Origin of the sequence: Undibacterium sp. Tian12W (assembly GCF_049339405.1) — a bacterium.
Classification (GTDB): domain Bacteria; phylum Pseudomonadota; class Gammaproteobacteria; order Burkholderiales; family Burkholderiaceae_D; genus Undibacterium.
In genome coordinates, this window is record NZ_JBMPPK010000007.1 from 216,877 (window position 1) to 228,356 (window position 11,480).

Below are 11,480 nucleotides of genomic sequence, written 5' to 3' on the forward strand. Positions count from 1 at the left end.
TGTTGCTAGTATTGTTGTTCTTCAAAATTATCAAGTAAAGTCGCCCGCCATGATCAGATTAAAATCACTCAATTTTATGTTAGCTCTTATGGTGATGTGCCCCGGTTACGCATTCAGTCTGGAATCGGCTATCAAGGATAAAGAGCAACTGCTTATCGGCACATGGCAAAAAGGTTTGACCACCGAAATTGCTGCATTAAGCGCAGATAAACTGGCTCTTTACAAATCGTCGAGCCCTTTAGGAGAAGTGGTTCAATACAAGGCGGACCATAGTTTTGTCATGTATCCACCTTGTGGGAAAAAGGCGGAAGATTTGCGTAAACTTGGGCTGAGTTTTATTGAGGGTACCTGGCAGATCAATGACGCTGGTGATTTGGTGAGTGAAGTCAGCAATAAAGGCAAAGTCTTTACGCAAGTATCGAAAATTGATTGGATAAATGAACAGCTTGTGTTGACCATAGGCAAACCTGGCACGGGCGACAGGATGGGGAAATATTCTGGCAAGTTGCCTCCGCAATGCTCTTAGTATTGTGCAAATCAAGCTGACATGATTCTCAACAGTAAATAGCAATGCGCCCTGATATTTATAAAGTCAGCCAGATCGGCAAAGGTTTTATCGCCGTCATGGCCAAGCCTGTTGCGGGCGAATGGATAGAAGATGAATTTCGTGGCATTGCGTAATTCGGCATCAGCAGGATGGTCTCTCTGCTGGAAACCCATGAAATACGTGATCTGGGTTTGCTGACCGCGCCAGATTTATGCGCTGCAAATCAAATTAACTTCATGCATTACCCCATCAAGGACAAAGGCTTGCCATCGTCTTTTTCTGTCACGCAGAGACTGGTGGTGCAATTGCATGATGACATTCTCCATGGAAATAATATCGTCATTCATTGCCGCGCCGGGATAGGGCGGATTGGCCTGCTTGTCGCAGCAGCATTGATAAGACGCGGGCTTGCTGCTAATGCTGCGCTGGCAATGATCAGCAAGGCAGGCGCTGTTACCGTTCCCGATACCGAAGAACAAATCGATTTGGCTGAACAGGTATCAGGCCGCATTGCGCGCATGAAATAGCAAAATTCTGCTTTTCGCAGATTTTGTTATTCATCTTTTCCGATAAATATTTCACTGAGGAAATTTAAATTTCCCTCGGGAAAAATATTCACTCGCCTGTTTTGGTGCGCCACCAAAAATTGTGGTGCAAAAGTCATAGAAATGCACAAAACAGATAAGCAAGAGTGGTTTTTTCACAAATTTGTTAAAAAAAGTCAAACCTCGGTAACAAAACTGACATAAGCGGATGTTAATCTAGTAATCGTTTGCGCAAACGATTGCTTAATATAACTGTCGTTAAATCTCGTTTCTGGAAAGCTGCAGACAGCATGGTGGTAAGAAAAATAGTAGAGCTGTACAAGAATGGCTGCTTACGGATATCTGAACAAAGGCTGAAGAAAAAGAAGCGAGAGAGATGTGTTCCTCATGGGATACGCGCTGGCAAAGTATGACTCTGCTTTGATACTTTCATCTGGATGAGGATATGTGTGAGACGGCCACATAGATCAATACTAATGAACAATCATTCAGGGGGAATATTTTTATGCAAGGTCTACAAAAAGCCGGCAAGCTAAAAGTGCTGGCACTGCAACTTGGTCTTATCTTCACAGTTAGTTTTACAGGTATCGGCGCAGCCTACGCGTCCATCCCGGATCATCACGAGTTTGACGCAAGTCTGCATGTGCCATATCGCTCAGATGCACAAGCCGGTGCCGAATCCCGTTACTTTACGATGGAATTCGAATATCCCTACGTGACCAAAGAACAGACCATCACCTGGCGTCTGGAGTTGCTGGGCAGCGATGGCAAGGTCGTTGACCGCTGGTATGGCACAGAAAAACTGTTCAAGAAAACTGTCGCCGCACAAATGTTCTGGAGTGGCCGTGGTCCAACTGGCGCAGCCTTGAAAGATGGCATCTATCAAGTCAGGCTTACCGCCAAGGCGACGGATACATCTGCCCTGCAGGCGGCTCCCGCTGGCGATGTTGCCAGCACGGTAGAGCGCGCATTGGCTGTCCACGACACAGAAATCATTACACAAAGCTGGCCGCTGCAAGTCGGTAAGCTGGCTACACCAAAAATGCCAAGCTTTGCTGCCTTGCCGACCAAGGCCAGCAAGGCACTTGCCACTGCATCCACAGCCAAATCTGTCGCAGGCATGGCACCGCCGCCAGCAGCGGCTACAGGTTCATTGCCTTACACTATCTACTACGGCAACCTGCACAGCCAGACCAATCACAGTGATGGTGGTGGTGAACTGACTTCATGTACAGGTGCGCAAAACCCGCAATCTGCCGCTTATGGTCCAACCGACGCATATCAATATGCATTGAACAAGGGGCTGGACTTTTTGATGACGTCTGAGCATAACCATATGTATGATGGTTCTGACAGCACGAATACTTCGGCCAACCCGGTAACAGCAAAGAACTTGTATCAGTCAGGTCTGACAGCGGCGAGCAGTTTTAATTCTGGCCATGCTGGCTTCCTGGCGATTTACGGTTTGGAATGGGGCGTCATCAACAATGGCGGCCACATGAATATTTTCAACTCCAATGAATTATTGGGTTGGGAATACAATAGCAGCAATCAGTTGATCGCAGACACACTGACTGCCAAGAATGATTATGCTGGCTTGTATACCCTGATGCGTCAGCGTGGTTGGATAGGGCAGTTCAATCATCCATCGAGCAGTGGTCAGTTCATCGTCAATGGTACTGCACTTGGCTACACCGCCGACGGTGACCAGGCTATGGTTGCCTGCGAAGTCTTGAATACTTCAGCTTTTTCGACCAACACCACAGAGACAGAAACCAGCCGTAGTAGTTATGAAGGTGCCTGTAACAAAGCACTGGAAGCCGGTTTCCACGTTGCATTTACGACAGACCAGGATAATCACTGCGCCAACTGGGGTGCGTCTTATACCAACCGCACCGGGATCTTGCTGGCAAACGGCGCTGCTTTGAATAATGCAAATTTCGTCGATGCCATGAAGGCACGCCGCATTTTTGCCACCATGGACAAAACTTCGCAAATTATCCTGACTGCGAATGGCCATATCATGGGTGAGCGCTTCACCAATAGTGGCCCGTTGACCCTGGTCAGCAATTTTGCCAGCACCAGTGGCCGTACTGTTTCTACCGTGGTGATCTATGAAGGCGTACCAGGCCGTAATGGCACAGTCACGCAATTGTCCAGCACTGCAACGACAACGATTACTCCTGCAGTGGGCGAGCATTTTTACTATGCAAAGATCACCCAGGATGACGGTAAAATCCTGTGGTCTGCACCGATTTGGGTTACCCAGTCGAATAGTACAGACAGCACGCCACCGACAGTCAGCGCAGGCGAATCCGGTACTAGCGGCAACATCACCTTGTCTGCCAATGCGACAGATAATGTTGGTGTCAGCAAAGTGGAATTCTATGTCGATGGTGCACTCAAAGGTACTGCCACCAGCACGCCGTACAGCATGACGCTGAACTCCACGACCTTGACCAATGCCAGCCACAGCCTGGTCGCCAAGGCCTACGATGCGGCCAATAATGTTGGCACTTCATCGGCAGTCAGCTTCACTATCAATAACCCAGTCAGTGATACGACTGCACCTACAGTGTCGGCCAGTGAAAGCGGCACCAGTGGTAACATTAGCCTGTCAGCGACAGCGACAGATAATGTGGGCGTGACCAAAGTGGAGTTTTATGTCGATGGTGCACTGAAAGCGACCAGCACGACGTCACCATATTCAACGACATTGAATTCAACTACTTTGTCGAACGGTACGCATAGCCTGGTTGCCAAAGCCTATGATGCTGCCAATAATATTGGTACTTCTTCTACCGTGAGTTTTACTGTCAATAACAGTACCTCTACACAGTTGATTACCAACGGCGGCTTCGAGAGTGGTGCCACTTCATGGACGGCTAGTTCAGGCGTCATCAGTACCGGTGGCTCTGAAGCATCGCGTACAGGCAGCTACAAAGCCTGGCTCAATGGCTATGGCAGTGCCCACACTGATACTCTGTATCAGCAAGTGACTATCCCTGCCGCAGCAACATCTGCCAGCCTGAGTTTCTGGCTGAAAGTGAGTTCCGACGAAACCACGACTACCCAGGCTTACGATACCCTCAAGCTGCAAATTCAAAACAGCAGTGGCACAGTATTGGCAACGCTGGCGACTTACTCTAACCTGAACAAGGGGACGACCTATGTCAACAAAACCTTTGACCTGAGCAGCTATAAAGGTCAGACCATACGCGTGTATTTTGTGGGCGTTGAAGGTAGTGTGACAGCGACATCTTTCCTGATCGATGATATATCGCTGATTTCGCAATAAACTCTTTTCATACGCTTGAGTAGTAAAAACGGGAAAAACCCGCCAGGTCTGGCGGGTTTTTTTATTCGTGCGATTCGCGGTAAGATATGCCATCTAACCAAGCCATCCACCCAACGAATGCCGGAGACAAAAATGAAGATCAGGTTCTATCACGCACCAGATGCGAATTGCTGCGAACGCCTGTTGTGGATACTTGACTATAAAAAAGTTACATACGAGCGCATTGATGTAGGCTTGGGTGATGTTGGTGAGCAGGTCAGATTGCTGAGCCCCTTTGCCCGCGTACCGCTGATGGAAGTCGATGGCATTGCTCTCAGTGAATCCATGGCCATGGCGGAATTCATTGAAGAGATTGCGCCCAATCCACCACTGCAATATACCGAGGTCTTCGCGCGCGCACAGGTGCGGGAGATTTGCGAGGCAGTCAATTCTTCCATACACCCTCAGCAAAATAGCAGTACCGTCCGCTATTATCATCCCGACTGGAGCAAGGAGCAGATGCGGCCGGTGCGTGCCAAGTGGCTGTTTATTAATTTGGAAAAATTGCAAAATCGTTTATGGCTACAAAGTCAATTTGCAATTGGCAAGCAATTTACGATGGCAGATATTTTTGTCAGTATCATTTATCGCAAAGCCTTGGACCTGGGGCGACTTGCGACTGAATTGCCACGTTACGAACAACACTGGACTTTCCTGATGTCAGATGCTGAGATACGCAATGCTTGTCCGATTGCCTGCCAGGGCGTGGCTTAAATATGGCATTGCCATTGACAGAAAATCAAATCAAGATTTAAGGTTGAGATCAAACTTTGATTTTGGGTTTGTTTAGCATATAAAAAAAATACCTGAATAATGAAATCATTAGAACGCGCACTGACGTCACTGGAAGGTTTATCCATCGGCGATGCTTTTGGACAGTGTTTTTTTCAGACAGAAAATCAGTTGCTGCTTGCTGAGGGGCCGCAACTACCTGATGCCCCCTGGTACTTTACTGATGACACAGAGATGACTTTGTCCATCGTACATGTACTGCGCAGTCATGGGGAAATTGATCAGGACATCCTCGCAAAAAGCTTTGCGAAACACTATAGCTATGACCGTGCTTATGGCCCTTCCATGCACAGAGTGCTGGCACGCATTGATGCTGGCGAAGCATGGCAGGAGGTGGTTGCCAGCGCTTTTGAAGGGCAGGGGTCTTATGGCAATGGCGCTGCCATGCGTGCAGCACCATTGGGTGCATATTTCGCCGATGACCTGGGTTTGTTAATGAGGCAGGCAAGTTTGTCTGCCGAAGTGACACATGCGCATCCAGAGGGAATAGCAGGAGCCGTTGCAGTTGCATTAGCTGCCGCGCAGGCTTGCCTTTACAGCGATGCGGGAGTAAGACCCAAACATGCAGAATTTTTAGGAAAAATTATCGACTTGTTACCGCAAAGTGAAGTGCGTTCCAAACTGGTTCGCGCGCAATCCATAGCGACAGCAGGGTCTATGGATTTTCTGGTTTCTGTTCTGGGTAATGGTAATCATATGTCGGCACAAGATACAGTACCGCTGGCCTTGTGGTGTTGCGGACAGGCACTGGAAGATTTTGAAAAAACCATGTGGCTGACTGTCAGTGCAGGTGGGGATCGCGATACTTTATGTGCGATTGCAGGAGGTGTTGTTGCCTCCTTCGTTGGCGACAAAGGTATTCCTGAAAGCTGGAGAGCGAGACGCGAAGCTCTGCCAGGCTGGTATCTTGAATCCAGGGATGCAAATTGACAAAGAAAAGCTTTTGGGATGACCCGTATCAAACCAGTTTGCAAACGCAAGTCAGCAAAGTGGAGGGCAGTGACATTTACCTCGCATCGACCATTTTCTTTGCCTTCTCTGGTGGGCAAGAAAGTGATCATGGCAGCATTGCCGGGCAAGCAGTTGTTGCGGCACGCAAGGAAGGGCTGGAGTTGGTATATACCCTGGCAGAAGGCCACGGTTTACAGGCCGGGCAGGATGTCGAAGTTTGCATTGATTGGGATAGACGTTATCGCCTCATGCGCCTGCATTTTGCGGCTGAGCTAGTGCTGGAATTGTTTTACAAGTCGCTGCCTGGCGTGGGCAAGGTCGGTGCCCATATTGCGCAAGACAAGGCACGCATAGATTTTATCTGGCCTGAAAGCATCGCACCCTTGCTGCCTGCTTATACGCAAGAAGCGCAAGCCATCATTGATGCTGATCTTAACATTACATGTGCTTTTGAAGATGAAGCGTCAGGAAGACGCTATTGGGAAATTGCAGGATTTTCCCGAGTACCTTGCGGCGGTACTCACGTCAAACACACTGGCGAACTGGGGCAAATCAGATTGAAGCGTAACAATATCGGGCGAGGTAAGGAGAGGGTAGAGATTTACCTTTTGCCATAAAAAAACAGCGACTGAAATATCGGTCGCTGTTTTCTTTACGCTATAAATAAGCAGCTGAGACTACTTGCCAAACAAGGATGAAAACTGTTGTAGCACCGCAGCCGGGTTGATATTGCCAGCTTCGGGCACCTGGCCATGTGGTGTCAGGTGATCGATAATGCCTGGCAAAAATTCAGCGAGGTGGCTTGCGGCACCTTCATGTGAAATGCCTGCAGCATCAGCTAGTTGCTGCAACTGCCCACCACTCAGGGCTTGCTGGATTTGCGCGGCAGAGATGGGCATGTTTTGTCCTGTGCCTATCCATGATTGCACGATGTCAGCCAGGCCTGCCTGGTGGAACGCGCTGATCAGGGCTTGCAAACCACCAACGCCACCAGCTTGTTTGTCACCCAGCATGGCAACCACTGCCTGCATCAGGCCTGCCTTGCCATCATTGTCCTGGTTCATGCCGCCAAGCATGCCTAATGCGCTATCGAGTAATCCCATGATGTTCCTCTTTGAATTGGTAAAGTGTAGCAAGTGTAAATCTGAGTATCGACGGGAATTGTGAACTCTGTATGAAATTTGACAATGTTTTACGGCGATGGAAATTTTCTCTTTTAGTTGACTTGGGGCAGTTACATTCCGCCCCATGCTGCATTTAATATCGCAATCGCTGCCAGCCCTGCAGTCTCGGTGCGTAATATGCGTGGCCCCATGGACAGTGCCAGTACGCCGTGTTTAATGGTGAGGTTTTCTTCTTCATCGGAATAACCGCCCTCAGGCCCAACCATCAAGCTGACTGCTTGTGCAGGATGATGGCGTGACCAGTCTGCCAATGATTGTTCTGCGCGCGGCGTCAGCAATATTCGCTGATGCATATCTTGCTGGCTCAGCCACTGGTTGAAATTCATCAATGGTGCCAGGTGAGCAAGGCGGTTGCGGCCACATTGTTCAGCCGCGGCTACGATGATGCCTTGCCAGTGCGCCTGCTTTTTCTCGGCGCGTTCTGCTGACAGTTTGACGACACAGCGTTGCGCCGCCAGTGGCTGGATTGCACTGACGCCCAGTTCCATGGCTTTTTCTATGATCCAGTCCATCTTTGATGCTTCTGGCAGGGCCTGCACCAGATTCAGCGAATAGGGCAGTTCACATTCTTCTGGCAAAAATACTTTGACTTCTGCGGTCACGTTTTTCTTGGCGACCTGGGTTAGGGTGGCGACATAGCTGCCACCTTCGCCATTAAAAATATGAATGTTATCGCCCACATTCTGGCGCAACACAAAAACATGGTGCGCGACTTCATCAGGGAGGTCGATGGTGATCCCTATGCTTAAAGGGAGAGGGCAGTAAAAACGTGGCATTCAATTCTCTGTATTCAAAAGCAAAATCATTAATTTTTAATAGGTCATGCAGGCAGCATTCAGCATACCCAGGCCCAGACTCAGGGCACCAAGAAAAACGCCAGAGGCAATTTTATTACCTGGTATGTCAGAGACTATGCCGGGTATCAACAAGCGGGCAATACCAAAGGCCAGTAATTGTATGAGTAGCGCTATCACACCCCAGAAGCACATATCAATCAGACTGACACTATTGGCAATGGCCGATGCCAGGGCAGTGCAATAACCCAGCACTGCGCCAGACAGGCTGGCTGCTGCAGCAATATTACCTTCGCGTATCAAGGCGATCTCGCGGTAAGGCGTGATACGTATATACACCACGACAAATATCGCCAGCAAGACGAAAGCGGCAGCAATATGGCTGAAGAAGGCGAGTAGGCCGTGTGCCAGTAATTGTTCACTCATGGGTTATCCTATTCTACAAAATAATGGGGAATGAAACGGCTGGTGTTTTTTGTGATCAGGGTTTCATCTTCACGTATACCTATGCCGGCTGGTTCATCACCCACTATCCAGGCGCCAATAGACGTGTATGCCGGCGTGATGCCATCATCAAATTTTGGCTGTGGCGCGTATGCCTGGTAGATATAGCCTTCATCACCATAATCACCACCAGTATGCATGACTTCGCCATTGGCATAGATGGAAATGTTTTCTCCCTCTCGTGAGTACAGAGGTTTTTTCACATGGTTGCCGCTGATACGCCATACATCGAAGTATGCGGGCAAGAGATTTGGGTGATTCGGAAACAGTTCCCACAATATCGGCAATATCGCCTTGTTCGACAAGATCATTTTCCAGGCTGGTTCTATGATGCGCATGGGGCGCTTGAGCAAGTGATTGGAAAAATCTTCGCGGCACAGCCATTCCCATGGGTAGAGCTTGAACAGGTTATCGATACGGCTGTCGAGATCATCGACGAACACGCCTTCGTCTTCATCCCAGCCCAGGGATTCTATCGCGCATTGTTTGGTGGCAAAGCCCGCCTGTATCGCTGTGTCGCGCAGGTAAGAGAGATTGCCTTCGTCTTCTTCATTGCCACCGGCACAGGCAAAGTGAAGCAGACCTTTGCCAGGGAATTTTTTCCACTGTTCTATGAGTTTTTCATGCAGGGAATTGAACTGGTCAGCATCAGGAAATACATCCTGCAACCAATACCATTGAGCGACACTGGATTCGACCAGTCCGGTGGGTGTGTCGGCATTGTATTCCAGCATCTTGGGTGCGCCTGTGCCATCCCAGCTCAGGTCAAAGCGGCCATACAAAGAAAATTCTTTTGCGCGCCAGTTGTCTTCGACTTGCGACCAGAATGCCTGGGGAATGGCAAATTTTTCTTGCATGCCGTGTTTGACGACATGGTCCACCGCTTGCAATGACATCTGGTGCAAGTCCAGGCTGGCTTGTTCCAGTGTGTCTACCTGGTCGGCAGTAAAACGATAGGCATAACGTTCATCCCAATACAGGCCATCAATGGAGTGGTAAGTAAAGCCCAGGGATTCAAATTGCTGCTGCCAGCCCGTGCGTGGCGTTAATGAAGTCCTTATCATTAACCACCCCCGCTGTGGCCGTGTGCAGTGCCGCCAAAACCACCGCGGCTGACACTGCTGCGACTGGTGGATACACTGCGGCTGACGGCATGGTCACTACTGGAATTGTGTACGCCAAAGTTTCTTTGCACCGTGTCGCGATAACCAGGCGAATAATATGGCCCGAAAAAACTGTGGGAGTAACCGCTGTAGTGGCTGCCACTGGTGCCTGTATAGCTGCTACCAGTCGATGAGGCTGGTATGCTGGCAGCATTGAGGTCAGTACTGGAGGCGACGGTTTCGCAGGCCGTGCCAGTACCCCAGTCTTTCTGGCAGTCTTCCAGGTTTTTATACTGATCGCGTATGGATGTCAGTTCCTGGCTGCCGCCACTGCCATTATTGTCGGCACTATCGCTGCTGACGCTGCACGCAGTCAGGGCAGCACTGGTCACTAGCATTAGCGGCAGAGTGCGGCTGACTCTGCGTTTGCCATGTTGTTTGCTTATTCCGGCACTCACGGTTTCTCCTGTTTTCCTGTCTAGGAATTAGGGCATCAGGTCTTTCACATAATTGGGTAAGGCAAATAATGCCTGATGCACATCGCCATTGTAATACTTTAGCAATGGCAAACCACGGTGTTTGATCTGAAGATTTACCGTTGACGGGCTTATCGATAATGGGTTGCCATGCTTGCTGGCAATAGCCATTCCCCATAAAGCCCCATACAAGGGAATGAATACTGTATAGGGATGTAGTTGCGGAAATATATTACTGAGTTTCTTCAAGGTATCAGCAAAGCGTTGCGGATGATAATAGGGACTGCCCAGATGCAGTACCAGCATGCCTTGCTCAGTCAGCCTTTGCGCACAAGCCTGGAAAAATTCTTCTGTCATGCAGGTGGCTGCCAGTGAGTTACCATTCGGGCTGACCGGGTCGGTCAGATCCAGCAGTATCAGGTCAAATTGCTCTGCACTGTTGTGGATATAGGCAAAGCCATCTTCATAACGGTGTTGTATTTTTGGATCATCCAGTGCGCCGCGATGAATACTAGCCAGGTGCTGACGTGCCATCTTGACGACTTCTATGTCAATTTCACACAGGGTGATGCTGTTGATGGTGGGGTGCTTGAGTAATTCTTCGCAGGAACCACCGTCACCACCACCGATGATGAGGGCAGTGTGTGGCTCCGGATGGGTCATCGCCGCAGGGTGCACCAGGCATTCATGATAAAAGAATTCATCTTTTTCTGAAGTCATCATGGCACCGTCTATGCGCATGACTTTCCCAAAATCTGTAGTGTCGACAATGTCAATCTCCTGCATGGCGCTACGCTGGCGTGCCAATACCTGATTGATACGGGTGGCGGCAAAGCTATCTTCTGTCAGGGCTTCAAAGGCCATGGCCGGACCATGTTCACCGCGTTGCAATTCCTGGCGCGAGACTGTGCGTGGCTGGAAAACAGCAATCAGGGCATCAACGATTTGCCTGGCCTTGCTGCCATTGTCATGATTGAAGTTGCAGACATACACATCCAACGTCACCGCATTGCGTTCTGGCCAGGTGTGGATGGCGACATGTGACTCTGCCAGCAACAAGGCACCGGTGACACCAGCCGGGCTGCCATCTTCATGCGTGAAGGGGTGAAATTTTTCCCCGACGATAGTCAGGCCCGCAGCGACGGTGATGTTGCTGAGGCAAAGACGCAGGCTTTGTGGGCTGACGAAATATTCTGGCGCTGCTTCACAGTCAAAGCAGTCGGCGGTCAGGTGTAAGCCTTCCATAA

12 protein-coding genes are annotated in these 11,480 nt (G+C 49.6%); 6 read left to right on the forward strand and 6 right to left on the reverse strand.

Going from position 1 to position 11,480, the window contains the following annotated elements:
• The first annotated feature begins 49 nt into the window (after positions 1-49).
• The 6 genes from ACO0LI_RS11000 to ACO0LI_RS11025 all read left to right on the forward strand — a co-directional run bounded on the left by ACO0LI_RS11000 (position 50) and on the right by ACO0LI_RS11025 (position 6,789).
• The gene (locus tag ACO0LI_RS11000) at positions 50-526 is read left to right on the forward strand and encodes a hypothetical protein (protein ID WP_423032592.1); all 477 of its coding nucleotides are present in this window, start codon (positions 50-52) and stop codon (positions 524-526) included.
• A gap of 170 nt (positions 527-696) precedes the next feature.
• Positions 697-1,074: a protein-tyrosine phosphatase family protein gene (locus ACO0LI_RS11005; RefSeq protein ID WP_423032593.1), complete on the forward strand. Its 378-nt coding sequence runs from the start codon at positions 697-699 to the stop codon at positions 1,072-1,074.
• Between the two features lie 523 nt (positions 1,075-1,597).
• A complete protein-coding gene (locus tag ACO0LI_RS11010) occupies positions 1,598-4,390 on the forward strand; it encodes an Ig-like domain-containing protein (RefSeq protein ID WP_423032594.1) in 2,793 nt (930 codons plus the stop codon).
• A 132-nt stretch (positions 4,391-4,522) separates the two neighbouring features.
• On the forward strand, positions 4,523-5,143 hold the full coding sequence (locus ACO0LI_RS11015) for a glutathione S-transferase family protein (protein WP_423032595.1): 621 nt from the start codon (positions 4,523-4,525) through the stop codon (positions 5,141-5,143).
• 99 nt (positions 5,144-5,242) lie between these two features.
• Entirely contained in the window at positions 5,243-6,151 is a 909-nt protein-coding gene (locus ACO0LI_RS11020; RefSeq protein ID WP_423032596.1) for an ADP-ribosylglycohydrolase family protein, read from the forward strand.
• The gene (locus ACO0LI_RS11025; protein ID WP_423032597.1) at positions 6,148-6,789 is read left to right on the forward strand and encodes an alanyl-tRNA editing protein; all 642 of its coding nucleotides are present in this window, start codon (positions 6,148-6,150) and stop codon (positions 6,787-6,789) included. Before ACO0LI_RS11020 ends, ACO0LI_RS11025 begins: the two co-directional genes overlap by 4 nt.
• 60 nt (positions 6,790-6,849) lie before the next feature.
• Here ACO0LI_RS11025 and ACO0LI_RS11030 read toward each other — a convergent pair whose 3' ends face one another.
• From ACO0LI_RS11030 to speE, 6 genes are all read right to left on the reverse strand, one after another.
• Positions 6,850-7,275: a YidB family protein gene (locus ACO0LI_RS11030; protein ID WP_423032598.1), complete on the reverse strand. Its 426-nt coding sequence runs from the start codon at positions 7,273-7,275 to the stop codon at positions 6,850-6,852.
• 131 nt (positions 7,276-7,406) lie between these two features.
• Positions 7,407-8,132, reverse strand: coding sequence for a 16S rRNA (uracil(1498)-N(3))-methyltransferase (locus tag ACO0LI_RS11035; RefSeq protein ID WP_423032599.1), 726 nt, complete (start codon positions 8,130-8,132; stop codon positions 7,407-7,409).
• A 36-nt stretch (positions 8,133-8,168) separates the two neighbouring features.
• Positions 8,169-8,576: a DUF350 domain-containing protein gene (locus ACO0LI_RS11040; RefSeq protein WP_162058418.1), complete on the reverse strand. Its 408-nt coding sequence runs from the start codon at positions 8,574-8,576 to the stop codon at positions 8,169-8,171.
• Between the two features lie 8 nt (positions 8,577-8,584).
• Positions 8,585-9,718, reverse strand: a complete 1,134-nt coding sequence (locus ACO0LI_RS11045; protein WP_423032600.1) for a glutathionylspermidine synthase family protein — start codon at positions 9,716-9,718, stop codon at positions 8,585-8,587.
• Complete coding sequence (locus ACO0LI_RS11050) at positions 9,718-10,215, reverse strand: hypothetical protein (protein ID WP_423032601.1); 498 nt, start codon at positions 10,213-10,215, stop codon at positions 9,718-9,720. The genes ACO0LI_RS11045 and ACO0LI_RS11050 overlap by 1 nt, the downstream gene beginning before the upstream one ends.
• 27 nt (positions 10,216-10,242) lie before the next feature.
• A complete protein-coding gene (gene speE, locus ACO0LI_RS11055; protein ID WP_423032602.1) occupies positions 10,243-11,478 on the reverse strand; it encodes a polyamine aminopropyltransferase in 1,236 nt (411 codons plus the stop codon).
• Positions 11,479-11,480 lie beyond the last annotated feature (2 nt).

Coding starts and splice junctions, on each gene's coding strand:
- ACO0LI_RS11045 (WP_423032600.1), bottom strand. CDS start 9,718: ATGATAAGGACTTCATTAACGCCACGCACGGGCTGGCAGCAGCAATTT.
- ACO0LI_RS11000 (WP_423032592.1), top strand. CDS start 50: ATGATCAGATTAAAATCACTCAATTTTATGTTAGCTCTTATGGTGATG.
- ACO0LI_RS11015 (WP_423032595.1), top strand. CDS start 4,523: ATGAAGATCAGGTTCTATCACGCACCAGATGCGAATTGCTGCGAACGC.
- ACO0LI_RS11040 (WP_162058418.1), bottom strand. CDS start 8,576: ATGAGTGAACAATTACTGGCACACGGCCTACTCGCCTTCTTCAGCCAT.
- ACO0LI_RS11010 (WP_423032594.1), top strand. CDS start 1,598: ATGCAAGGTCTACAAAAAGCCGGCAAGCTAAAAGTGCTGGCACTGCAA.
- ACO0LI_RS11035 (WP_423032599.1), bottom strand. CDS start 8,132: ATGCCACGTTTTTACTGCCCTCTCCCTTTAAGCATAGGGATCACCATC.
- ACO0LI_RS11020 (WP_423032596.1), top strand. CDS start 5,243: ATGAAATCATTAGAACGCGCACTGACGTCACTGGAAGGTTTATCCATC.
- ACO0LI_RS11005 (WP_423032593.1), top strand. CDS start 697: ATGGTCTCTCTGCTGGAAACCCATGAAATACGTGATCTGGGTTTGCTG.
- ACO0LI_RS11030 (WP_423032598.1), bottom strand. CDS start 7,275: ATGGGATTACTCGATAGCGCATTAGGCATGCTTGGCGGCATGAACCAG.
- speE (WP_423032602.1), bottom strand. CDS start 11,478: ATGGAAGGCTTACACCTGACCGCCGACTGCTTTGACTGTGAAGCAGCG.